Source organism: uncultured Bifidobacterium sp. (assembly GCF_945269915.1).
GTDB lineage: Bacteria > Actinomycetota > Actinomycetes > Actinomycetales > Bifidobacteriaceae > Bombiscardovia > Bombiscardovia indica.
Window position 1 is genome coordinate 1 of the sequence record NZ_CALYOY010000008.1, and the last position, 25,023, is coordinate 25,023.

The following is a 25,023-nucleotide window of genomic DNA, read 5'->3' on the forward strand; positions in this document are numbered from 1 at the left end:
CCGGCTGTTTTGATGCGCGAATTCAGGCACCCGTCACAATCCGGCCACGGATCAGCCCACCCGACCCGGACCTGGATAAAGGGCCGGCCATGATAGCCGTCGTCCATTGCGACCAGGCCATCTCCACCAGTCCTCGCTGTAATCGCGCCCGACCGAGAGAGACCTACCGCTCCCCCATCAGGTTGCGCAACACGTACTGGAGGATGCCCCCGTTGCGGTAGTACTCGGCCTCACCGGGGGTGTCAATGCGAACCTTGGCCCGGAAACCGACGGATTGACCGTCCCGGCGGAGGGCCGTGACCCTGACCTGATCGGGTATCTCCCGGTTGATGTCTTCAACCCCCTCGAAGCTGTATGTCTCCGTCCCGTCCAAACCAAGGCTCTCGGCCGACTGGTTTTGGGGGAATTGGAGGGGCAGGACACCCATGCCGATCAGATTGCTGCGGTGAATGCGCTCGAAGGACCGGGCAAGGACCACCTTGACCCCCAGCATCAGGGTCCCCTTGGCGGCCCAGTCGCGCGAAGAACCCGTCCCATACTCCTTCCCGGCCAGGATGACCAGGGGAACACCCTGACCGGCATAATCCCGGGAGGCCTCGAAGATGGTGGTCGGCCGCTTTGCCAGGAAGTCATAGGTGAACCCGCCGGGCCTGACCTCCAGCCCCACCGAGGCCAGGAGCTGGTTGCGCAGCCGGATGTTCCCGAAGGTGCCACGGACCATGACCTCATGGTTGCCACGCCGCGACCCATAGGAATTGAAGTCCTTGGGGACGATGCCATGCTCCTCCAGGTATCGACCGGCAGGGCTCTCGACCTTGATGGCACCCGCCGGGGAGATGTGGTCCGTGGTGACCGAGTCGCCCAGGAGGGCCAGGACCCTGGCCCCCTCGATGTCCCGGAGGGGGTCGGGGGCGGCGGCCATCCCGTCGAAGAAGGTCTGCCTGCGCACGTAGGTGGAGTCAGGGTCCCAGGTGAAGAGCCGGCCGGAGGGGACATCCAGCCCCAACCAGCGCTGGTCCCCCCTGAAGACCTGGGCATAGTCCTTCGAATACATGTCACGGTCCAGGGTCCGGTCGATGACCTCCTGGACCTCCCTGTTGGAGGGCCAGATGTCTCGCAGGTAGACCGGGTGCTGGTCAGGGGACTCTCCCAGAGGTTCCCTGACCAGGTCCATGTTCATGGAACCCGCCAGGGCGTAAGCCACGACCAGGGGCGGCGAGGCCAGGTAGTTCATCTTCACGTCAGGGCTGATCCTGCCCTCGAAGTTCCTGTTCCCCGAGAGGACGGCGGTCATGGCCAGGTCGTGCTCATTGATGGCCCGGGAGATGGCCGGGTCTAGGGGGCCGGAGTTGCCGATGCAGGTGGCGCAGCCGTAGCCCACCAACTCGAAGCCCAGGGCATCCAGGTCCTCGGTCAGTCCGGCCCGGTCCAGGTAGTCGGTGACCACTTGGGAGCCCGGGGCCAGGGAGGTCCTGACCCAGGGCTTGGGCCTGAGCCCCAGGGCACGGGCCTTGCGGGCCAGGAGACCGGCCGCCACCATGACCGAGGGGTTGGAGGTATTGGTGCAGGAGGTGATGGAGGCGATGACCACGGCCCCGTTGGCCAGGTCGAAGTCGCCGTGGGTCTTGGTGTGGACCGGGACCGGCTCATGGTCGGTGGCCGAGGTCTCGTAGTCGGGAAGTGCGGCCTGGTAGGCCTGCCTGGACTGGTCCAGGGCAATCCTGTCCTGGGGACGCTTGGGGCCGGCGATGGAGGGCCTGACCGTGGACAGGTCCAGCTCCATGGTCTCGGAGTACACGGGTTCCGTGTAGTTCGGGTCATCGGGGTCGTGCCAGAGCCTGTTGGCCTTGGCGTAGGCCTCGACCAGGGCAACCTGGTCCTCGCTCCGACCGGTCAGCCTCAGGTAGTCCAGGGTCACCCCGTCGATGGGGAAGATACCGCAGGTGGAGCCGAACTCCGGGCTCATGTTCCCCAGGGTGGCCCGGTTGGCCAGGGGCACCTGGTCCAGGCCCCGGCCGTGGAACTCCACGAACTTGCCCACGACCCCATGCTCCCGGAGCATCTGGGTGACGGTCAGGACCACGTCGGTGGCCGTGACCCCCTCGGGGATGGAACCGGTCAGCTTGAAACCGACCACCCTGGGCACCAGCATGGAGATGGGCTGGCCCAGCATGGCCGCCTCGGCCTCGATACCACCCACGCCCCATCCCAGGACTCCCAGCCCGTTGACCATGGTGGTGTGCGAGTCCGTCCCCACGCAGGAGTCCAGGTAGGCCAGGGGTCGCCCACCTGGCTGATCCGACTCCTTGCGCATGACCACCTGGGCCAGGTATTCGATGTTGACCTGGTGGATGATGCCGGTCCCGGGGGGTACCACCCGGAAGTTCCGGAAGGCCTGCTGCCCCCAGCGCAGGAACTGGTAACGTTCCCGGTTGCGCTGATACTCCAGGTCCATGTTGTGCTCGATGGCCCCGGGCACCCCGGCCAGGTCGATCTGGACCGAGTGGTCGATGACCATCTGGACGGGCACCAGGGGGTTGATGACCTCGGGGTCACCGCCCAGGTCCTTGACGGCATCCCGCATGGTGGCCAGGTCGACGATGCAGGGGACTCCGGTAAAGTCCTGCATGACCACCCGGCTGGGCGAGAACTGGATCTCATGGATGGGCTCGGCTTCCGGGTCCCAGCCCAGGAGCGCATCCACCTGGTCATCGGTGATGTTGATTCCGTCCCGGTTGCGGACCAGATTCTCGACCAGTACACGCAGGCTGTAGGGCAGATGGTCCAGGCCGGGCAGGTCGGCGATGCGGTAGTAGTCGAACTCCCGATCCCCCACCCGGAGTCTGGACAGTCCCTGTTCGGTCGGCCTGTCAGTCATGGGCATATCCTCCTCGTGCAGTCCCATGCACCCTGCCGATGATGCCTGCCTGCAAGGCGAAGGAACCGACTTGGACAGCCACCCGGGGGAACGGGACACCGTTGGAATATGCTCCCTGTTCTACCGCCCGTGTGTTAACTGGCGTATGAACCGCACACATGGCGGATACGCCAACACCACCAGGGCCATGAGGACGGCCCCCGCCAGGACGAATACGATGGTCAGGGCCAGGGCCCGCCCCTGGGGCAGGGTGATGGCGAAGAACCGGGCCACCAGGGGTATGAAGGCCCCGATGACCCCCGCCGCGGCAAAGACCAAGACCAGGAGGCCACGCCAGGAACGCAGGGGGCGGGCCACCTGGGCCAGGACCAGAACCCCCATGAAGAAGAGGATGATGGCACAGATGGACCGCAGACCGGTCAAATCCGCCGAATCGGACCTGTTCAGACCCAGGATGCCGGGCAGGGTCCAGGCAGCGACCAGGATGGTCAGCCCGGTGGCCAGTCCCGACGGGAGGGCAAAGGCGACGACACGCTTCAGAAAGCCGGGCCGGTAGCGCCGGGTGTTCGGGGCCAGGGCCAGGAAGAAGGCGGGGGTGCCGATGGTCAGGGCACCGATATAGGTGATATGCCGGGGCAGGTAGGGGAAGGGGATGGCCGTCAGGACCACACCCAGGGAAATCAGGGCCGAGTAGACGGTCTTGACCAGGAAGAGACCAGCCACCCGTTCCATGTTGGCCATGACCTGACGCCCTCTGGCCACCACGTCGGGCAGATGGGAGAACTTGGAATCCACCAGGACCACCTCGGCCACGGCCTTGGTGGCCGGGGCCGCATTCCCCATGGCGATGCCCAGGTCGGCCTCCTTCAGGGCCAAGGAGTCATTGACCCCGTCCCCGGTCATGGCCACGGTATGACCACCCAGATGCAGGGCCTGGACGATGGCCTTCTTCTGGTCTGGCAGGACCCGGCCCAGCACATCCACCCGCTCCAGGACCTCGGCCAGTTCCTCCAGGTCCTCCGGCAGTTTCCGGGCATCCATGGCCCGGGGCTTGGCGGCACCGGTCAGGCCCACCTTGCCGGCGATGGCCGCGACCGTGGCGGGGTTGTCGCCGGAGATGATCCGGCAGCGCACGCCCTGCTCCCTGAACCAGGCCAGGGTGGGGGCGGCATCATCCCGAATTCGCTCGGAACAGGTGATCAGGGCCATGGGTACCAGGTCTGTGGGCAGGGACCCGGCCTCCTGGAAGTAATCCGGTCTCAGGTCGCCGGCAGGCACCTGCCCACCGTCCGCCAGCATCAGCACACGGTAGCCGGAGTCGGCCAGACCAGCCACCTGCGAATCCACCTGGGGGTGGGCATCGGGCCGAGTGGCCATCAGCACCTCTGGAGCCCCGAAGTACCAGAGCCTGCCGGACTGGTCGAGGATGGCGCTCCACTTCCTGGCCGAAGAGAAGGGAAGACGGGCCTTGACCGTCCCGGAGGGGAGAACCTGGGGCAGCCCCTCCATGATGGCCCGGCCTGTGGCATTGGGATTCTCCTCCGCACAGACATCGACCAGGGGCTGGCTCAGAACAGCTTCCCCCTCCTTGCCTGAACCGTCGAGGAGGTGGATGGCATCAAAGACGATGCCCCCGTCGGTGATGGTCCCGGTCTTATCCAGGTTGAGGGCATCGACCCGGGCCAGGGTCTCCACCGACTCCATCTGCTGGACCAGGGTCTGCTTCCTGGCCAGGCGGATGGCGGCAAGGGCGAAGTTCAGAGAGGTCAGGAGGACCAGACCCTCGGGAATCATGCCGACCACCCCGGCCACGGCCGAGACGACGGCCTGCCGCCAGGTCCCGTTGTCCAGTGCGGTCTGAAACCCACCCACCGTGCGCATCTGGGTGAAGATCAGGAGGATGCACAGGGGCACCACCACGACGGTCATGACCTTGAGGATGGTGTTGATCCCCTCGTTCAGGTCGGAGTGCACCTTCTTGAAGACCTTGGCCTTGGCGGTCAGGGTGGCCGCGTAGGAACCCGCCCCGACGGCCGTGACCCTGGCCAGGGCCATGCCGGAGACCGCCGTTGAACCCGAGTAGGCCTTGTCATCCGTCTGCTTGCGAACGGTCCTGGATTCCCCCGTCAGCATGGACTCATCCAGTTCCAGACCATAGGATTCCACGATGCGGGCATCTGCGGGAATCTGGTCACCCGAACGGATCCACAACAGGTCATCCCTGACGATGGCATCGTGGGAGACCCGCAGATCGGATCCCTCCCGATGAACGTAGTAGTCCGAAGCCACCAGGATGGAGAGGTTGTCCAGGGTGCGCTTGGCCTTGAGCTCGGTGGCGATGCCTATCCCGGTGTTGATGATGATGACCAGGCCGAAGACGGCATCCTTCCACTGACCGGTCAGGAGGACCACCACCATGGCCCCCAGGATGATGGCGTTGAAGAGCGTGAAGACGTTGGCCCGGATGATCTGCCCCAGCGTCCTGGATGACCGTTCCTCGGTCCTGTTGACCTGTCCGGCCTCCAGGCGCTCCTCCACCTGGACACTGGTCAGCCCCGGTTCCCCGACCTGGGGGAAGGAGGGGATCCTGTCTTTTCTGCCGTCACTCATGCCGATCCTCCACCTGACCCAGAGTGACCCGCAGGGTACGGGCATGCGGGCCGTCATCGATGATGTTCTGCAGGGCATCGGCCAGGAGTACCGGCTTGCCCCTGTCTGTACCGGCCTCCAGGCTGAGGGTGGCGGCGTAGTAGATGCCGTCAGGACCGCCCTCCCAGGTGGCCCCCCGCTCCGGAATGACGGCCACGGGTATCCCGGCCTTTCTGGCCTGGGACAGGGATGGAATCCAATCTCCCTCCGCCGGGGCATCCAGGAGAATCAGCTTGACTCCACGGTTGACGGCATCCTCCACACCCGCCTGCTGGTCCCGGGCCGAGGCCGCCTGCCAGTAGTACCCATCCATGCGCTGGCCCTTGAGGGAGGCCAGAATCCGGCTGTCCACGTCCTTGGGAGCCGTACCGGACGACGAAGAGGGCCGACCGATCAGGGATACCAGCACATTGGAGCGGTCCACCCCATCATGGTCCACGGTGGATGGCTGCCAGGTATCACCCACAGCCTTGTGGGAGGGTGCACAGCCCGTCAAGAGACCAACCAGAATCAAGGCCAGGACCAGAACCAGGGGAATACGTGCCTTACGCCGCCTGCGGACGGGCAGAATCGGAGCACCGGACCTGCCCGGTCCGCCCGTTCCGCACGTCATTCCTGCCATCAACGGTATTCTAGACGAAAACCGATCCTCCCGCCGGAAATGCGCCATCCGCTGAGGTTCATCCGGTGAGATGATGGCGACCTTCACCTCGTGGCCTACCTGGTGAAGACGGCCATGGTCTCCACATGGTGGGTCATGGGGTAGATATCGTAGGCATGGATGTGGGCCAGCTTGTACCCGAGCGAGGTCAGTGTCCCTGCATCCCTGGCCAAACTGGTGGGGTCACAGGACACGTAGATGATGGTTGAGGGACCGGCCTGGTCCAGGAGCCTGCACACCGCGGCCCTGGCACCGGCCCGCGGCGGGTCCAGGAGGACCAGGTCCGGATGGGCCAGCGTCTTGGGAATCCCATGCCTGAGCACACCTTCCACATCGCCTCGTCTGACCGTGGCATTGGCCAGGCCTGCATCGGCAAGGTTCTTCCGGGCCCTGGCCACGGCCCCCGCCGCACCTTCCACGGCCAGGATCCGCGCCTTCCCCTGGAAGTCCGCGGCCATGGGAAGGGTGAAGAGGCCGGCACCGGAATAGAGGTCCCAGATGACCGGGGCCATCTTCCCCGCAAGCCACTGCCTGATCTGGGTCAGGACCGTGCCGGAGAGAAGGCCCGGCGCCAGGCGATGCACCTGCCAGAACCCGTCCGCATCAACCTGGTAGGTGAAGGTGGCCTCATCGGCCTGATCGGTACGTGGCCGGACCTGCTCGGTCAGGGGGTCAGTCCCCTCCTTGGTTTTTCCGTTGACCAGCAAGGCGAAGTTCTCCCCATCCACCTGACCGTCAGGAGGCTCAGGCACGGCCATCCGTATCCTGCTTCCGGGGTCGAATCCCCCATCCCAGAGACCAAGCCTGTCCGCCTTGTCCAGGAGTCGCTTGGAGGCCAGGGGCATGGTCTCCAGGGCTATCCTGTCATGGGAACCACGTCGCCGCATGGAAGGCCTGCCCCGGTCATCCGCCACCAGGTCGATACGGGTCCGCCAGTGCAGACCATCCCGGCAGGTGCCGTCATCGGGGCGGGTGATGGGCACCTCGAGGTGGATGCCGCCCAGTCGTTCCATCTGCTGTCTGATCAGGTCGGCCTTCCAGGCCAGTTGCCCGGACAGGGAGACATGTATCAGGTCGGCGCCTCCCAAGCCGCCACCCCAGGCCAGGGGGCCGGCCAGGCGCCATACCGGTTCCCTTCGGTCGGGACTGGCCTCCAGGACCTCGGTCACCTCGCCGGTGCAGAACCTGTCCTGCCGCTTGTGGGGCTCATCCAACCTGACCCGGACCAGTTCGCCCGGGAGGGCAAAGCGGACAAAGACCACGCGCCCGTCCAGATGGGCCACGCACCGGCCCTGGTCAGCATATCGTTCCATGCGAAGCTCAACGCCCATACTCGCCTTTCGTCACCGCCTGTGGGCCACACCCGGGCGGTCTCAGCCCCGGACTCCCCCGTCACCGTCCTGCCCTGCATCGACAAGGTCCGCCTTGGTGTGGAAGGCGTGGAAGGGATCACGAATCATCAGCCAGGAAATCCAGATGGCCAGAGCGAAGAGTGGCACGCCCAGGACCAGGCGCGCAGCGCCCAGGAGACCGACCAATCCGGCCAGATACAGCGGTACCTGCACCACCAGGCGAATGATGAAGACCAGGATCCATACCAGGGTGACCCTGGCATAGGCCCGCAGGAGGGCACGATCCGAGCGCCAGGAGTTCAGCCACGCTCGAAAACCGGAGAGAACAGGCTGGCGCACGTATTCCACCAGGGCTCCGATCCCGGGCACCCGGGCCACCAGACTGCCTCCCAGGACCAGGATCCAGAAGGAGTTGATCAGAAAACCGGGCAGATAATAGTTACGGGCATCCTTGCTCAGCCAGGCCGAGACCAGGCAGATGCCGACCCCCAGGAGACCGGTCAGAGCCCCGAGGAAGGACTGCCGTTGCAGGAGCCTCAGCAGGAGTTGGACCAAGGCCAGGATGCCGGACGCGACGACGGTCCAGGCCAGGTTCCCCGTTACCAGGAAAACGACCAGGAAGACCAGGCCGGGCAGGAGGGATTCCACCATCCCCCGCCAGCCTCCGATGGCCTCGTAGACCGAAAAATCCTCATCGGCCAGTGCCGCCAGACCGGTATGCTTCCTTTCTTCCGTGTCGGAAGGCCGGTCATCCTGCCCCTTTCCGCCCACGGTCTCAGCGCACCTCCGAGAACATGGGACCACGGGAGAGTGTGGTCTTCACCTCGGTCTGCTGGTCGGAATCGAAAGGCCCCTCGGGCTTCTCGGGAATGGTGTCCTTGGGCTTGTCGCCCTCGTCCCCGCCCTGGCCCGAGTCGGCCCTGCGCTCGTCCGGGGTCACCGGTGAATGCATGGGAATCAGATCACGAGGAGCCAGGGGTTCATCGCCCCTGACCACAACCAGATCGGCCAGATACCGGTCGAGCAGATCCTTCTCCTTGCCCCCTTTGGCGGCAGGACCGGAGAAGATCCCCCGCAACATCCAACGCGGACCGTCGATGCCCACCACACGGGTCATCAGGTCCTTGCCACGAACATTGACCGGAAGGGCCAGCTCCTGGCCGAAGACCCCATCGACCTCCTGGCATCGGGGATTGGCCCTGAGCAGGTCGGCACGGACATCATCCCAGAGCCCCAGGGTCTTGGGGGCCGCAAAGGCCTCCAGCTCCAGGCTTGACGACCCGTAGGTGATGGTGGCGCCCAGGACCTCCCCGGTGCTCCCGTTGGCCTTGAGCCTGAGCTGACTGCCCTGGAGGAAGGGCAGCATCAGGGAACCGATGTCAAGGTAGTCATCGTAGTCGACAACGTCCTCATCCTCGCTGTCCCAGGGACCGTGGTCCACACCACGCTCGCCGCTGGTCAGACCATGGACCTGATACTGCTCGGCCTTGGATTCATCCTTCCCGACCTGGTCGGACTCGCGAGCCTGGTCATCCTGATCCCGTGGTTCCTGATCGGCCTTCCTGCCCTGATCCTTCGGATCCTCGGACTCCAGCTCGGGGGAATCCCGATCCTGGTGAACCTGGTCATCCTTGTGCTTCCTGCCGAAACCAAACAGTCCCATGATGCCTCGTTTCCTCGTGACGCCTTCCCGACGTCTTCGTGGTCGGCCCTGCACCCCTGCGCGCGGGGCCGACCTGTCTGCCTAATCGAGACCCAGACGCAACTTGCCGCCGGGGATGGCGTCAAGGAGGTCACGGGTGTACTGGCGTTGCGGATGGTCGAACACCTCATCCGTGGTGGCGTGCTCGACCAGCCTACCCTGCTGCATGACCACAACCTCGTCGGCGATCTGACGGACCACAGCCAGGTCGTGGGTGATGAAGAGGTAACTCAGACCACGCTCGGCCTGGAGGTCGTTGAGCAAACGCAGCACCTGGTCCTGAACCAGGACGTCCAAGGCTGAAACGGCCTCGTCACAGATGATCACATCCGGATTGAGGGCCATGGCCCGGGCGATGGCTATACGCTGACGCTGACCGCCGGAGAGCTCATTGGGATACCGTCCCATGACCGACTCCGGCATTTCGACCATGTCCAGGAGCTCGCGAACCCGCTGTTCACGCGACTTCCTGTCGCCGATCCTGTGGATGCGCAGGGGCTCCTCGATGGAACGGTAGATGGAGTACATGGGGTCCAGGGAACCGTAGGGGTTCTGGAAGACCGGCTGGACGTGCCGGCGGAACTCCATGAGCTCGTGCCCCTTGAAACCGGATATGTCCTGGTTTTCGTAGGTCACCGTGCCGGAGGTGGGGGTGAGCAGGTGGAGGACCATGTTGGCCACGGTGGATTTGCCCGAGCCGGATTCCCCCACGATGGCCAGGGTGGTGCCCCGCTTGACCGAGAAGGAGACGTCGTCGACCGCCTTGAAAAGCTCCCGCTTCCTCGGCAGCTTGAACTCCTTGGTCAGGTGCTCCACCGTGATGACGTGTTCGCTGCGCTCCAGGGTGGATTCGCCCTTGACGTGGTGCTCCATCAGCCTCTCGGCATCCTGCCCCCGCTGCTTGGCGGAGATGATGCGCTGGGAGGCCAATGACGGTGCGGCCTGGACCAGACGCTTGGTGTAGGGATGCTGCGGGTGCTGAAGGACCTCGAGACTGGGGCCGGACTCGACCACCTGCCCCTTGTACATGACTACGATGTGCTGGGCACGCTCGGCGGCCAGACCCAGATCGTGGGTGATGAAGAGGACGGCCGTGCCCAGGGAGTCGGTCAACCCCTTGAGGTGGTCCAGGATCTTCTTCTGGACCGTTACATCCAGGGCGCTGGTGGGCTCGTCGGCTATCAGGAGGTCGGGCCTGGATGCCAGACCTATGGCGATCAGCGCACGCTGACGCATACCGCCGGAGAATTCGTGCGGGTACTGACGGGCACGGGTGGCTGCATCGGGTAGGCCCGCCTCGGACAGGAGACCGGCGATCCGGTCATTCATGTCTGAACCGGTCACATGGGCCTTGGCGATTCCCCAGGCCCGGTCCTCACCGACCCCGGCCCGAATCAGGGACCTGGCCACACCCCACCTGGTCTCCGAGCCGACATCCCACTCCCCCTTGAAGGTCTCCATGACCTTGTCGGGATTGGGGACGCCGGCCTCGTCGAGGACCTGTCGCGCGGCCTTCAGAAGCCCCGGCAGGTCGGCAGAGGAGATGAAGAGCTCATCGTCCGAGGACCTCAGCTTGATGTCCTCGGAGGAGGCCAGCTCCTGGGCCAGCCTGGAGCGCTTCTCCCGGGAGACGTCCATCTTGTTGGCGACCAGGGCCTCCTTGACCTGGGACCCGATCCTCCAGACCGGGTTCAGGTTGCTCATCGGATCCTGGGGAACCAGACCCATATGGGAACCACGCAGGTCCTCATACTCCTTCCGGCCCAGTCCGACCAGTTCACGGCCCTGTAGCCTGATGCTCCCATCGACCACCCTGCCCGTGCCGGGCAGGAGGCCCAGAACACTCATGGCGCAGGTGGACTTTCCGGAACCGGACTCACCTACGATGGCCACCCACTGTCCGGGATAGACACTGAAGGAGGCATCACGGACGGCGTGGACATCACGACCATCGGAGGTGAAGTCCACCTTGAGGTCCTTCACCTCCAGAAGAGGGCCGGAGGATGCCACGTCCGCCTGCTGATCGGCCTTCACTGCCATGTTTTCTTCCTGACTCATGCTTCCTCCACTCAGGCCGTTCTGCTCTTTGGATCCAGGGCATCCTTGACCGCATCACCCATCATGATGAAAGCCAGCACGGTGATGGCCAGGGCGGCGGAGGGATAGAAGAGGACCGAGGGATTGGTGGTAAGGAGGTTCTGGGCCGTCGAGATGTCGCCGCCCCAGGAGACCACCGTCGGGGGCAATCCCACGCCCAGGAAGCTCAGGGTGGCCTCCGAAACGATGTAGGTACCCATGGAGGTGGTGGCCATGACGATGACCGGAGCCAGGGAGTTGGGGATGATATGCCGGAACAGGTTTCGGATCGGCGAGGACCCGAGCGCGGTCGACGCCGTGTTGAACTCCAGGTTCTTGGCCTCCATGACCGCACTTCTCGTGATGCGTGCCATGTTGACCCAACCGAAGAGGGTCAGGGTGAAGATGATCTTCCACAGGGATGTGGATGTGCGGAACATCTGCAAAAGGACGATGGCTCCCAGGAGCATGGGGATGGCGAAGAAGATGTCGGTGACCCGGCTCAGGAGGGCATCGATCCAGCCTCCGAAGAAGCCCGCGACGGCTCCGATCACACCACCGAGGATCGTGACCAGGATCGTGGTCATGATGCCGATGGAGACCGAGGTTCGAGCGCCGTAGATCACCCGGCTGTACACGTCGCATCCTTGCAGGTCGAATCCGAAGGGATGGCCGGAACGCGCCGGTTCCAGTGAATTGGCCAGGGTGCAGGCACTCGGGTCCTGTCTGGCGAAGAGGGATGGGAAGAGGGCCACCAGGATCACGAGGATCGCCAGGATGGTCGAGATGATGAACATGGGATTGTGTCTCAGGGTCATCCATGCATCCGCCCACATGCTGGTCGGCGGCACATCCTCATCGACGGAGTCGACCTCGCGCAGGGGGGTCTCCTCGATGGGAGCCACGAAGCGCTCCTGTCCGGGCAGTGGGTCAGGGAAGAAGACCTTGGCCTGGCTCTGGTTCAGTTCATTGGATTCGTTCATAGTCATATCAGTCATGGAATCGGCCCCCTCACGCATACCGAATACGAGGATCGAGGACCGCATAGAGCATGTCGACCACCAAACTGCAGATGACGAAAATCATGACCAGGATGGTCACGATGGAGACCACCAGGGTCCCCTCCCCGCGCAGGATGGCCTGGAAGAGGGTGTTGCCGACCCCTTGGATATTGAAGATTCGCTCGGTGATCATGGCACCACCCATCAGTCCGCCTATGTCGGCACCCAAATAGGTGACCACAGGGATCAGGGAGTTGCGTAGGACGTGCCGCAGGATCACCTGCCGGTTGCTCATGCCCTTGGCCCGGGCCGTGCGGACGTAATCCTCGGAGATGTTCGAGGTGATTTCGGTCCTGGTCAGCCTGATGATCGAGGCCATGGAGACCGACCCCAGGACGACCGCCGGCATGAGCAGGTCCATGAAGCCCGGGTTGGCACCGGCCGTCGCCGGCAGCACGTGCCATTTGACACCGAAGAGGTACTGCAGGATAAAACCGGTGACGAAGGTAGGCACCGATATGAGCAGGAGGGAGAGGACCAGGATGACGTTGTCGGACCACTTGCCCTTGGTCAGGCCTCCGATGATGCCGAAGATAACCCCGAAGACACCCTCGAAGACGAAGGCCATGAGCGCCAGCTTGACGGTGACGGGGAAGGCCCTCCCGATGACGCTGACCACAGGCTGGCCGGCGAAGGTGTTACCGAAGTTCAGGGTCAGGGCGTTCTTCAGGAAGAGGACGTACTGAACGATGAACGGCTTGTCGAGATTGTACTCCGAACGTATCTGTGCCGCCACGGCCTGGTTGACGGGTTTGTCTCCGAACATGGCGGCGACCGGGTCGCCGGGGAGTGCGAAGACCAACGCGTAGATCAAGAGCGTGGTGCCGAGAACGACGGGGATCATCTGCAGAATTCGTCGCAGAAGATATTTACCCATCGGCTTTGTCTCCTTTGTGGTCCGCGATCAGGATTTCGATTGAAACCAGGTCGCCTCAAAAATACTTGTTCGAGTCTACCAGCATCTCTTAACAGGGTTTTTGCGTCCCACCCCAGTTCCGGGGATGGGCATCGGAGACGACCCGGGAAAGAAGCGACCGGTGTGGGGGATGCTGCGTTCCCCACACCGGTCGTCAGGCCCCTCCCGACGATTCAAGGAGTCGGCGGGGAGTACCCGTTGGCCAAGGTCACTTGCTGAGGCTGGCGTAGTCGGGGGTGTTCTTCCATGTGAAGGAGAAGCCCTTGACGTCCTTGCCGGCGACCCCGTTGGAGTTCATGTAGTAGAGCGGCACGGCGGGCAGGTCCTTGAAGAGGATCTCCTCACTCTGCTGATAGATCTTGTTGGCCTCGTCAAGGCTCTTGGCCGAGGCCGCCTTGACCATCAGCTGGTCGAATTCGGGGTTCTTGTAGTCGCCATCGTTCGATCCGTTTCCATCGGCCGCGGAGGAGTCGAAGTTGCTCTTCAGGTAGGACTCGGGCGAGGGGTAATCGGGCTGCCATCCCGAGCGGAAGGCCGAGTCGGTGAACTTGCGGCCCTGGACGTTGCTGCGGAACTCATTGAAGGTGGGCAGGGGGTTGCCGGCCGCATTGATGTTCAGGGTGTTCTTGATGGAGTTGGCGACGGCGTCATAGGTCTCCTTGTGGGACCCGTCGGCGTTGTAGGCCATCTTGAAGGTGTCGGCCTGGGTCCAGGGGCTGATCTTGTCGGCCTCGGCCCACAGTTCCTTGGCTTTCTTGGGGTTGTACTTGAGCACGTCGGAACCGGGCAGGTTCTTGGCGTATCCGGGGATGGCGGGCGAGGTGAAGTCATGGACCTCCACGCCCGTGCCCGAAAGGACCTTCTTGATGATCAGGTCGCGGTCGATGGCCATGGAGATGGCGCGGCGACGCAGCTTGCCCTCCTGGTCCTCACCGAAGTGCTTCATGTAGGTGGGGATGGTGAACATCTGGATGACGGAACCCGGTTCGTTGATGGCCTGGACCGAGCTGTCGCTCTGGAAGGTCTTGCGAGCCGAGGTCGGCACGGTGTCGAGCACATCCAGGTGGCCGGACTGGACATCACGGTAGGCCGCGGTCGGATCGGTGTAGGCGCGGAACTCCACTCCGCCGTTCTTGACGACGACGCCACCCTTGTAATTCGTGTCCTTGACCAGGGTCAGAGCCTTGTTGTGCTCCCAGGACTTGAATTTGTAAGGACCGACGGTCACCGGCTTCTGACCGAAAGCCTTGGTGTCCTTGTAGAAGGATTCGGGCAGGGGGGCGAAAGCGGTATAGCCCACCTGGATCGGGAAGGTGGATGAGGGCTCGGACAGGTCGACGGTGAAGGTCTTGTCGTCGACCACCTTGAGACCGGCAAGCTGGGCGTCGCCCGCGACACCCTCCTTCTGCAGGTCCCCATAGCCCTTGATGTTCGAGAAGAAGCCGGAACCCAGCTGCTTGTTGTTCACGTTCGAGGCCCAGGACCAGGCCTTGGTGAAGGACTGCGAGGTGACAGGGGTACCGTCCGAGAACTTCCAACCGTCCTTGATGGTGACGGTGTACTGGGTGTTGTCGGCGTTGGCCTTGATCTCCTTGGCGATCTCGTTCCTGGGCTTGCCCTTGCTGTCGAAACGCACCAGCTTGGAGAAGAGGATGTCGATGGGGTTGCCGCCGCCGACCTCATTGGTCATGCTGGGGATCAGGGGGTTGGCGGGCTCTGGGTTGAACACGCTGACCATGGTGTCGCTTCCACCCTTGGCATCTGCACTGCCGGCAGAATCGCCCGAACCACCGCAGGCGCTGAGCAGAAGTGACATAGAGCACACTCCAGCCGCCGCAATGGTCAGAACCGATTGCTTCTTCATATACTTGCTTCTTCCTTTTGTTTCCTTTTGGTACGAAGCGGGAAGGAAGATTTTGTCCACTTCCCCGCGACGAATACAGATTCTAGATCAATTGATCCACATAATCAGGAGGGTATCCACCATACCGGACGGATGAGGTCGGAATCAAGGACCTAGTGGTCCTTGGAAAGGTCACAGAAGGAAGGCCATCCTTTCCAACCCGGAACCAGACCCTGAACCCTCCTGGCCCCCGCCCCGGTGTTGTTGGGGGTGTACAGGGGAATGGCGGGCAGGTCCTCCAAAAGGGTCTCCTCTGCCTCCTGATAGAGCCTGTTGGCCTGGTCGACCCCTTGGGCGCGGGCGGCCCGGTGCAGAAGATCCTTGAATCCCCGGTCGTCATAAGCCCGGGTTCCCTCGTCTCCCGGTCCTGATGCGGAAGACACGAATTCCTGGTTCAGGTATGCCTCCGGAGAGGGATAATCGGGCGAGACCAGGGTGGAGAAGAAGTCGGCCTGGCCGCCTTGCGTCCGCTCGGACCCGGTCCGGAGATCGGCGGTGGTCGGGGCCGCCCTGGCCTCGACCTGGATACCCAGCGTGTTCTGGATGGACCTGGCCATCCCCTTGTAGAAGGCCTCGGTGCCGCCCTCGTCCGTATGGACCAGGGACAGGGGCCTGTCCTGTGGCCACTTGCTGATGGCATCGGCCTGGGCCCATGTTGTCCGTGCCTTATCGGCCCGGTACCTCAGATGGTCCTCCCCGGTCAGGTCCTCGGACCAGCCGGGAATCGCCGGGGAGGTAAAGTCCGAGGGCTGCTGGGCCAGGTTGTCCATGGTCTTCTCGATCAGGGACCTCCGGTCGATGGCCATGGAGATGGCCTGGCGACGCAGACGTCCCTCCCTGTCATGGCCGAAATGCTCCACCCCGGCCGGGATGGTCAGCATCTCAAGGTTGGACCCTGCCTTGTTATAGGACTGCAGCCCGGGATCACTGACGAAACTCGTACGGGCCGAAGCGGGGATGGTGGTGATCACATCCAGACGACCGGCTTGTACATCGGCCAGGGCCGTTGCCGCATCCGGGTAAATCCTGAAATCGACTCCCCCGTTCCTGGCTCCGGCATCGCCGGTATAGGTGGCGCTCCTGCGGATTTTCACCACCTTCCGGTGAAGCCATGCTTCAAACCTGTAGGGTCCGGATGTAACCGGCCTGCAACCAAAGGCCTGGGGATCCTTGTAGAAGGAATGAGGCAGGGGGGCGAAGACCGGCGTTCCCACCTGGATGGGAAAGGTGGCGGAGGGGTCGGTCAGGTCGACCGTGAAGGTCAGGTCGTCGACCACCTTGAGACCGGAGAGCTGGGCATCCTTCGGAGTGTCGGACTCCTGAAGGTTCCCATACCCTTTGATGTTGGAGAAAAAGCGGGCCCCGGCCTGTCTGTTTGCGGCATTGGCCGCCCAGGACCAGGCCCTGGTGAAGGAGCGGGATGTGATCGGGCTGCCGTCCGAGAAGGACCTCCCGTCAACCAGCTTGATCGTGTACCTGGTCATCCGGTCATTGTGGGTGATTTCAGCGGCCAGGTCATTCTGGGGCCTGCCCTTGCTGTCAAACCGCACCAGACGGGAAAACATGGCATCAACCAGTTGCCCTCCGCACTCATCCACGGAGTCACTGGGAATGAGGGGCCTGGAGGGTTCGCATCCATAGACCGAGATGATCGTGTTGTTCAGGGGATGGTCGGTGGCCTGGCCGGGGTCGCCGGATCCGCCACACCCTCCCAGTGCCAGGGTCAGGGAACAGGCCACGGCCGACACAAGCGCCATGCCGGATCTCTTTGTCATCACACTCCACTCCTGCCTACCGAAACCGGTAAGGACATTCACCATCATGACCACGCACGCCACCCCAGGAAGCCGCCCCGGCCAAACCTCGGATGCATCTGCGTGCAGTACCGTTCATTCTCGTACGATTGCCTCCCTTTCGCAAAAACCTCCCCCTCCCGATGGACCGGGCCAGGCCGTCCCAGCCCCGTAACACCGGGGATCCGCGGAACCGAGACTCAGGCCCGGGGAAAGGCCAGCCGGTATCGCTGCCGTAGCTGTTCGATGGAAACATGGGTGTAGCGCTGGGTGGTCCGCAGGGAGGAATGCCCAAGCATCTCCTGGACCTCACGCAGGTCCGCTCCCCCGTCCAGCATCTGGGTGGCCGCAGTATGACGCAGGGCATGCGGGGCTATGTCGGGCACCTGGGCCTGGTCGGCCGCCCTGTGGACCACCTGCCGGACCTGACGCTGGCCGATCCGGCGTCCTCGGGCGCCCAGGAAGAGGGCCCGCACATCATCGCCGGAAGTCCGGGAGGGCCTTCCCGGGCGGTCTTGGTCAACGGATTCTCCACCCCCGGCATCCCCTCCGACAGTCGTATGGAGAACCTCATGGTCTGTTTCGGAAGAGGCCCCGCGGCCAGACCGCCCGTCTCCAAGACGTCCGACCAGCTCAGGCCTGCCCCGCTCTATCCAGCCGTCCAAAGCCCGTTCAGCGGGAAGTCCGTAGGGAACGACCCGCTCCTTGCGCCCCTTGCCCAGGACCTTGACGGTACGGGACTGACGGTTCAGGTCGACCAGGTCCAGGCCGCACAGCTCTGCCACACGCATCCCGGTTGCATAGAGGAGTTCCAGCATGGCCGCATCCCTGAGTTGGAGGATGCAGGCCAGGTCCTCATCCGATTCCTCCTCGACGGGGGCCGAATCCACCCGGTCCATCAGTTGCTCGGCCTGGGACCCGGTCAGTATCCGTGGCAGGTGTTCGGACTGTTTGGGGGACTTCAACCCCTGGGCCGGATCCACCTCGACCAGACCATGATCGGCCAGGTAGACAAAAAAGGAACGGATGGCGGCCGTCTTTCGGGCCATGGTCGACCGGGCGTGGGATCTGGCCTCATGGGCCAGCCAGGAGCGCAGGGCAGGAAGGTCTATGGCATTCAGTTCGGTGATGCCACGCAGGTCCATCAGATGAAGGAAGGAGGCCACGTCGGTCCGGTAGGAACGCACCGTGTTGGGGCTCCTGCCCTGGACCTGGTCCAGGTAGCGCACATACCCGTCCAGTTCGTCTTCAAAGGCCACCTGAAACCTCCCGTCCGCCCCACCAAGTCTACCCGGGGTGGGGCCGCATATACTGTTCCCGGAGGTGGACCATGCCCTTGCCAGAAGAGATACCGTCCGGAGTCCGCGTTGTGGTCAGGACAGTGGAGGGACGCGACCCCGAGGATGGACGCCTCAAGTTCCGCGACTACCTAGGCCACGTCATCTCCTGGGACGGGACCAGCCTGGTCCTGAACCGGGATCCCGCCGCCAACGGGTCGAGAGAGGGCCAGGAGGTACGGCTGCCTGCCGTCTGCATCATCCGCATCAAACCCATTCCGGAACGGACATACCCCCTGGGGCATCATGACGGGAACAGACCAGGAAGACAGGATGCCGGTGACCCTGCCCGGAACTGAATCGGATATGGAAGCCGGACTCAGTCACCGACCCTGGGCAGTTGGATGACCCTGGCCAGGTGGGTGGTCAGGAAGGATTCGACCTCCTGACCCCTGCGGGCGGAGTCCAGAAGCTCTGACCGCCAACCCTTATCGGTCAGGGTCAGGTCCGACCTGGCCGACTGGCTGTCGGTACCGGCCGGTTCCGCCTGGACCCGATCAGAGGCCAGGGCGGCCTTATAGTCCCTGAAAGGCTGAGCCCGGCTGAAGAAGCCATGGATGCCTGCCCTGTCCCGGTCATCCCCGCCCCGGAGGCTGCCGGCCATATCGGTCAATCTTGCAGCCATATCGTCCAGGAGACCGGCGACCTGGTCGGCGTCCTCGTCCACCATGGCCTCGGTCCGGTCCGGATCGGTCAGGGCCACCCTGGTCATGTCGCGCCAGGACCCGGCGGCCAGGGCGGCCGCCACATTCCTGTCATCCGAGTCCACCAGAAGGTTGGCCAGGGCCGTGGCCACCACATGGGGCATGTGGGAGATCAGGGCGGCCGCCCGGTCGTGGGTCTGATCATCCAGGACGATCAGGCGGTTCCCCAGGCCCTGGGTGACTGTGTCGGCCACAGTCAGGAAACGTCCATAATCGGTGTATTCGTCCACGGTAAGGGCCCAGAGCGCCCCCTCCAGGAGGTTCGGGTCGGAGGCCTCGTAACCGGAGAACTCGCTGCCGGCCATCGGATGGGCCCCCACATACCGGTCGGCCAGACCGGCCTCCTGGACCTGCTGACGGACCAGTCCCTTGACACTGCCCACATCGGTCAGAGTGGTTCCCCGGGTCAGGACCGGGGCCAGCCGTCCCAGCATCTCCGGCATGGCCCGGAGCGGAGTGGCCAGGATCAGGACGTCGGGTTTGCCCTTGGCCAGGTCCTCCAGGGTCTCCACACACCGGATTCCCTCGGCCCGGGCCGCCTCAAAGGGTCGGTCCGTATGGTTCCAGGCCACGACGAAGCGGCCATGACGGACCAATCGCCTGGCCAGGGAGCCGCCGATCAACCCCAGTCCGGCCACGGCGATCTTGTGGGCCGAGGTCAGGATGGGCGAGGCGGCCATACCCGCCATGGGGTGCATGGCATCCGACCCCGTCCGGAGGTCGTCGCCATCGACCCGGCCTGATTCGGATACCGGTTCCGCCTGTGAACGCTGGTCCTTTACCATAGCAACTCCTTATCAATCCCTGGCTTATCCAGGTGGCGCTCCATCCAGGCCCCTGCCCTGGGCAGCATCCAGTCCAAAACGGGTGGATCGGGCCGCTCCCGCCTGGGGTAGACGGCCAGGGTCTTGATCCAGTCGCCCCGGTCCAGCAAGTCCTGCATGACACCCCCCAGGGAAGGCTCCCAGGGTGCCGCGTCGATGGTGGCGATGAAGCTGTAGGTCCCGTCGTTCCCCTTGATGGGGCGGGACATGAAGGAGGTCATGTTCAGGCCGGTATCCCGAAGTCTGTCCAGGAGGTCGGCCAGCACACCCGACCCGGTGTGGAGGGGGATGAAGGTGACGATGGACTCGAATTCACGATGGCTGCCGGAACGGGCACCGTTCTCGGCGTCACCCTGCCCGCACGGCTCCGGCTGGCCGAACATGGCCCTGGCCAGACCGGCGGCCTCCCCCCTGGGGGCCAGGAGCAGGAAGTCCGTACGGGCGCCCCGGTAGTCCTGGACAGCGCTCCTGCGGGTCTCCAGCCCATACAGGGACCCGCAGATCCTGGGTCCCAGGGCCACCTGGTCCCGCCTCAGGTCACGGCAGGCGGCGGCATTGGAGGAGGCGGCCTCCTCCCTCAATCCGGTGCTGCGGATGAACTCCCTGCACTGGGCCAGGCCATGGGGGTGGGCGCTGATCGTAGTCAGGTCCCCATGGTCGGGACGCACAAAGGCATCGAAGACGATGGAAAGGCCGGTCCTGCCGAATCCGGCCACGTTGGTGGAGTCGATCAGGGCGTCCATGTTGGGGATGACATGCCCCTCGACATTGTTCTCCCAGGCGATGATCCCCCAACCCCTCCCGGCCTCGACCGCATCGACGATCCGGGTGGCCCGGTCGCAGGGGACCAGGGTCACCTGCCTGCCCAGGGCCGGCCCGATGCAAGCCGATGACTCGACGGCGGCCTGGTGGGTGAAGGACCCCTGGGGGCCCAGATAATACAGGTCGACCCGGGAAGTCTGACCGGTGCTCATGCGCGGGGTTCCCCGGTGGAGGAAGCGGCCAGGGTCTCCCCTGTTTCCGGGGCTGTGTCTGCGGCCTCCGCCCCACCCCTTGCCGGCCACTCCTTGATCAGACCATCATCGAACAGGGACCGGGGCAGGCAGAGGGCCAGGAACTGAATCAGAACCAGTCCTCCCATCCAGAGGAAGACGGCGTACTTGGCGAAGAAACCCGGAAAGTCGGCGTAGGGCATGAGCACGTCCCCACCCGGTCCCCTCATGGAGAGGAGCCAGACCACCACCGTGGAGGCCACCAGGTGCAGGGAGAGGCCCAGGGTGCCGGAATCATTGCGGACCCGCCAGGAGGCCAGGGCCACCAGGATGTAAGCCAGAATCATCCCCCAGGGGATGCCGGCGGCCGCTCCGGAACGCTGGACCAGGGTGCCCAGGATGCCCACCAGAACGCCAATGACCAGGGCCAGGAGATACCGACTGGGTCGTATCACCTGACGCCTGGTCACCTGCTGTGCCCCACTGGCAGCCTCGATACCGGCATGGGTCTCATCATGCTGTTTCGCCATGGGAATCAGCCTAGTACGATCCGGTCACCAGCGCTGCGGCCGGGTCGGCCCGTGTCACTTCTTGTTGGCGCGGCGCTGACGGGCGTTCCACTTGTACCAGGCGTCACGATCAAGGATGATCTTGCGCACACGGATGGATTCGGGGGTCACCTCGACGCACTCGTCGTCGTTGGCGAAGTCCAGGGACTCCTCCAGGCTCATCTGGATGGGAGGGGTCAGGGTCTCCAGCACATCGGCCGTTGCGGAGCGCATATTGGTCATGTGCTTCTCCAGGGTGATGTTGATGTCCAGGTCACCGGGCTTGTTGTTGATGCCGACGATCTGTCCCTCGTAGACCGGGGACTGGGGCTCGACGAAGAAGTCGCCGCGCGCCTGGAGCTTCTGCATGGCATAGGGGCTGGCCTTGCCGGAGCGGTCCGAGACCATGGACCCGTTCTGGCGGGTCTTGATCTCCCCGGCCCAGGGGGCGTACCCGGCCGATATGGACGAGGAGATGCCGGTACCGCGCGTGGCGGTCAGGAGGGCGGTGCGGAAGCCGAGGAGACCACGGGAGGGGACGGTGAACTCCATCCTCACCCAGCCCGATCCATGGTTGGTCATGGTGTCCATCCGGCCCTTACGGTCGGCCATGAGCTGGGTGACGGCACCCATGTACTCCTCGGGCACGTCGATGGTATCGGCCTCCATGGGCTCCTGGACCTTCCCGTCCACGGTCCTGGTGACCACCTGGGGACGGCCCACGGTCAGCTCGTAGCCCTCACGACGCATCTGCTCGGCCAGGACGGCCAGGGCCAGCTCACCACGGCCCTGGACCTCCCAGGCGTCGGGGCGGTCGGTGGACAGGACCTTGATGGAGACGTTGCCGATCAGCTCACGGTCCAGACGGTCCTTGAGCATGCGGGCCGTCAGCTTGTGGTCCTTGCCCTCGGTGCCGGCCAGGGGGGAATCATTGGTGGCGAAGGTCATGGAGACGGCCGGGTCGTCCACGTGGATCAGGGGCAGGGGCTTGGGGTCGCTCTTATCAACGATGGTCTCGCCGATCATGATGTCGTCGACCCCGGCAACGGCCACGATGTCGCCGGGTCCGGCCTCATCCACGGGGAAACGCTCCAGGCCCTTGGTGCGCAGGATCTCGGTCAGTTTGAAGTTCTCGATGGACCCGTCCACGCGGGAGAGCCCGTACTGCCTGCCCTTGATCAGGTTGCCGTTGTAGATGCGGACCAGACCCAGACGACCCAGATAGTCCGAGGCGTCGATGTTGGTCACATGGGCCTGGAGGGGGGCGCCCTCCTCATATTCGGGGGCCGGTATGTTGGTCAGGATGGACTCGAAGAGGGGTTCCAGATCGTCGTTGTCGGGCAGGCCGCCATCTTCGGGCTGGTTGACCGAGGCCTTGCCGGCCTTGGCCGCGCAGTAGATGACGGGCAAGTCAAGAAGGGAGTCCAGGTCCAGGTCCACACCCTCCTCGCTCACATCCTGGGCCAGGCCGAGGAGGAGATCGGTGGACTCGGAGACAACCTCGGAAATGCGGGCATCGGGACGGTCGGTCTTGTTGATGACCAGGATGACGGGCAGCTTGGCCTCCAGGGCCTTGCGCAGGACGAAACGGGTCTGGGGCAGGGGGCCCTCGGAGGCGTCGACCAGGAGGACGACACCGTCGACCATGGAGATGCCGCGCTCCACCTCGCCGCCGAAATCGGCGTGACCTGGGGTGTCGACGACGTTGATGGTGATGCCGTCGGGCTGTCCCAGCTTGGGAGCCAGGGGACCGGTGTACTTGACGGCGGTGTTCTTGGCCAGGATCGTGATGCCCTTCTCGCGCTCCAGGTCGTTGGAATCCATGACCCGGTCGGGCACCTCCTCACGATCGGAGAAGACGTGCGACTGCTGGAGCATGGCGTTGACCAGGGTGGTCTTGCCGTGATCAACGTGTGCCACAATCGCAACATTTCGTATATCGCCGCGTACCGCCATCAAAACCTCATTCTCGTTGAATGCTTCATATCATGCCGCCGGGGGCAGGACTGTATAGACAGCCACCGATGACCCCCAGACTGGCATGGCCGAAAAATCGGACAAACAGAGACAATACTAATCGTCTTTGCTGACAGGCGCAGGCAGACCCTCACCCTGGGCGGAACCCGCCTGGACCGCACCCTGCGGCAGGGCCTCCTGGACCTGGGCCAATGCCGACTCCTCATCGGGCAGGAAGGGGGCCAGCGAGGGCAGCTCCTCCAAGGAATTCAGCCCCATCTTCTCCAGGAAGATCCCGGTGGTGACCAGAAGGGCTGCATGGGTGACCGGGTCGGCCCCCTCCTCGCGAATCAGTCCGCGAACCAGAAGGGAACGGATGACCCCATCGGAGTTGACCCCACGGATCTGCCCCACCCCGGAGCGGGTCACGGGCTGCCGGTAGGCCACGATGGCCAAGGCCTCCAGGGCGGCCTGAGAGAGTCTGGCCGTCTGCCCATCCTTGACGAAGGCGGCCACAACCGGTAGGTAGTCGGGTCGGCTGACCAACTGCCAACCCCGGGCGGTCTGCCTGAGTTCGAACCCCCGTCCCTGGTAGGAATCGGCCAGGGCCTGCAGGGCCTCCTGGGCCTGGTCGGGCTCTACGGCCAGGACCCGCGAGAAGTCCTGACTGGTCAGGGGCTGGTCCGTGGCCATCAGTATGGCCTCCATGCAGGCGGCCAGGCCACCGGGAAAATCGTCCACGTCGAAGTCGACATACTCGGGTCGGGTATCGGGGTGGGTTGAGGGAACCTGCCCCTCCTCCCCCGGTTTTTCATCCGTGCGCATCTGCCTGCTGTCCTGAATCATGCGAAGTCCCCCTCACTGATCTGCCTCAGGTCCTCGGCATCGGTGCTGCCCACCCAACGCAGGTAGAGCGGCTCATAGGGGCCCTCCTGCTTGTACTGGATCAGCTGCTGCTTGAAGTAGACCAGAACAGCCAGGAACCTGGCCACAACCTCCAGGTTCCCCCTGGCCGTGGCGATGATGGAGGCGAAGGCCACGGGCCGGCCAGGCTTGTCCAGGAGGGCCGTTCGGACCAGGTCGGCCTGCTGGTTGAGATTCACCAGGGGCACGTGGAGCTGCCCCAGGGAAACCTGGGATACGGGGGCATTGGCCAGGGCGGTAGCCGCCAGAAGGGCCAGATCCTGGGGGCTGGTTGCCCATTCCAGGTCCGGCAGGAGGCTGGCCAGGTCATCGTCCGGACGCCCCGGATGGACGTACCTGCCCGAGTTGGCCGCCAGCATGGCCCGGAAATCCTGCCCGGCCTCCTTGAAGGCCCGATACTGCAGGAGGCGTGCGAAGAGGAGGTCACGCTCCCTCAGGGCCTCCATGGAGGCCTGGTCACGCAGGGTCTCATCCTCGACCGGGAGGAGGGCTGCGCTCTTGGCCTCCACCAGGACCGAGGCCACATCGAGGAAGGAACTGGCCTGGTCCATGCTGGTCCGGAAATCCAGGGTGTTGACATAGGCCAGAAACTCGCCGGTCACCGAAGCCAGTGAGACCTCGGTCAGTTCCAGCTTCCTGTTGGCCAGGAGGCTCAGGAGCACATCGAAGGGACCCTGGTACACATCCAGGTCCACCGAGAACCCGTCGCCACGGCGGTCCAGGGCCTCCAGGGACGGTTCCGTCACG

Annotated in this window: 19 protein-coding genes; 1 reads left to right on the forward strand and 18 read right to left on the reverse strand. The window is 64.2% G+C overall.

Annotated features, from left to right (window positions below; genetic code table 11):
* Positions 1-163 precede the first annotated feature (163 nt).
* The 12 genes from acnA to Q0K62_RS02555 form a co-directional block, all read right to left on the reverse strand.
* Positions 164-2,878 (reverse strand): aconitate hydratase AcnA, encoded by a 2,715-nt coding sequence (gene acnA, locus Q0K62_RS02500; protein WP_297316403.1) that lies wholly within the window; start codon positions 2,876-2,878, stop codon positions 164-166.
* A 120-nt stretch (positions 2,879-2,998) separates the two neighbouring features.
* Complete coding sequence (locus Q0K62_RS02505; RefSeq protein WP_297316404.1) at positions 2,999-5,488, reverse strand: HAD-IC family P-type ATPase; 2,490 nt, start codon at positions 5,486-5,488, stop codon at positions 2,999-3,001.
* Positions 5,481-6,149: a hypothetical protein gene (locus tag Q0K62_RS02510; protein ID WP_297316405.1), complete on the reverse strand. Its 669-nt coding sequence runs from the start codon at positions 6,147-6,149 to the stop codon at positions 5,481-5,483. The genes Q0K62_RS02505 and Q0K62_RS02510 overlap by 8 nt, the downstream gene beginning before the upstream one ends.
* A 95-nt stretch (positions 6,150-6,244) precedes the next feature.
* Complete coding sequence (locus Q0K62_RS02515) at positions 6,245-7,519, reverse strand: TRAM domain-containing protein (protein WP_297316406.1); 1,275 nt, start codon at positions 7,517-7,519, stop codon at positions 6,245-6,247.
* A 42-nt stretch (positions 7,520-7,561) separates the two neighbouring features.
* Positions 7,562-8,311, reverse strand: coding sequence for a DUF3159 domain-containing protein (locus Q0K62_RS02520; RefSeq protein ID WP_297316407.1), 750 nt, complete (start codon positions 8,309-8,311; stop codon positions 7,562-7,564).
* Between the two features lie 4 nt (positions 8,312-8,315).
* On the reverse strand, positions 8,316-9,203 hold the full coding sequence (locus tag Q0K62_RS02525; protein WP_297316408.1) for a DUF3710 domain-containing protein: 888 nt from the start codon (positions 9,201-9,203) through the stop codon (positions 8,316-8,318).
* 81 nt (positions 9,204-9,284) lie between these two features.
* A complete protein-coding gene (locus Q0K62_RS02530; protein WP_297316447.1) occupies positions 9,285-11,282 on the reverse strand; it encodes an ABC transporter ATP-binding protein in 1,998 nt (665 codons plus the stop codon).
* A gap of 29 nt (positions 11,283-11,311) precedes the next feature.
* Positions 11,312-12,301: an ABC transporter permease gene (locus Q0K62_RS02535; RefSeq protein ID WP_297316448.1), complete on the reverse strand. Its 990-nt coding sequence runs from the start codon at positions 12,299-12,301 to the stop codon at positions 11,312-11,314.
* 28 nt (positions 12,302-12,329) lie between these two features.
* Positions 12,330-13,256 (reverse strand): ABC transporter permease, encoded by a 927-nt coding sequence (locus tag Q0K62_RS02540; protein WP_297316409.1) that lies wholly within the window; start codon positions 13,254-13,256, stop codon positions 12,330-12,332.
* A 247-nt stretch (positions 13,257-13,503) separates the two neighbouring features.
* Positions 13,504-15,159, reverse strand: a complete 1,656-nt coding sequence (locus Q0K62_RS02545; RefSeq protein WP_297316410.1) for an ABC transporter substrate-binding protein — start codon at positions 15,157-15,159, stop codon at positions 13,504-13,506.
* 152 nt (positions 15,160-15,311) lie between these two features.
* Positions 15,312-16,973, reverse strand: a complete 1,662-nt coding sequence (locus Q0K62_RS02550) for an ABC transporter substrate-binding protein (protein WP_297316411.1) — start codon at positions 16,971-16,973, stop codon at positions 15,312-15,314.
* Between the two features lie 218 nt (positions 16,974-17,191).
* Positions 17,192-18,250, reverse strand: coding sequence for a tyrosine recombinase XerC (locus Q0K62_RS02555; RefSeq protein WP_297316412.1), 1,059 nt, complete (start codon positions 18,248-18,250; stop codon positions 17,192-17,194).
* A gap of 71 nt (positions 18,251-18,321) precedes the next feature.
* Between Q0K62_RS02555 and Q0K62_RS02560 the strand changes: the two genes are divergently transcribed.
* Positions 18,322-18,627, forward strand: a complete 306-nt coding sequence (locus tag Q0K62_RS02560; RefSeq protein ID WP_297316413.1) for a DUF6725 family protein — start codon at positions 18,322-18,324, stop codon at positions 18,625-18,627.
* Positions 18,628-18,647: 20 nt separating this feature from the next.
* Here the strand turns inward: Q0K62_RS02560 and Q0K62_RS02565 are convergent, their stop codons facing one another.
* The 6 genes from Q0K62_RS02565 to Q0K62_RS02590 form a co-directional block, all read right to left on the reverse strand.
* Positions 18,648-19,712 (reverse strand): prephenate dehydrogenase/arogenate dehydrogenase family protein, encoded by a 1,065-nt coding sequence (locus Q0K62_RS02565; protein ID WP_297316449.1) that lies wholly within the window; start codon positions 19,710-19,712, stop codon positions 18,648-18,650.
* Positions 19,713-19,810: 98 nt separating this feature from the next.
* Positions 19,811-20,830: a prephenate dehydratase domain-containing protein gene (locus Q0K62_RS02570; RefSeq protein WP_297316414.1), complete on the reverse strand. Its 1,020-nt coding sequence runs from the start codon at positions 20,828-20,830 to the stop codon at positions 19,811-19,813.
* On the reverse strand, positions 20,827-21,378 hold the full coding sequence (locus Q0K62_RS02575; protein ID WP_297316415.1) for an alcohol dehydrogenase: 552 nt from the start codon (positions 21,376-21,378) through the stop codon (positions 20,827-20,829). Before Q0K62_RS02575 ends, Q0K62_RS02570 begins: the two co-directional genes overlap by 4 nt.
* A 54-nt stretch (positions 21,379-21,432) precedes the next feature.
* Complete coding sequence (gene typA, locus Q0K62_RS02580; protein ID WP_297316416.1) at positions 21,433-23,352, reverse strand: translational GTPase TypA; 1,920 nt, start codon at positions 23,350-23,352, stop codon at positions 21,433-21,435.
* 117 nt (positions 23,353-23,469) lie between these two features.
* Complete coding sequence (gene scpB, locus Q0K62_RS02585; protein ID WP_297316450.1) at positions 23,470-24,177, reverse strand: SMC-Scp complex subunit ScpB; 708 nt, start codon at positions 24,175-24,177, stop codon at positions 23,470-23,472.
* 17 nt (positions 24,178-24,194) lie between these two features.
* Complete coding sequence (locus Q0K62_RS02590; protein ID WP_297316417.1) at positions 24,195-25,022, reverse strand: segregation/condensation protein A; 828 nt, start codon at positions 25,020-25,022, stop codon at positions 24,195-24,197.
* Position 25,023 lies beyond the last annotated feature (1 nt).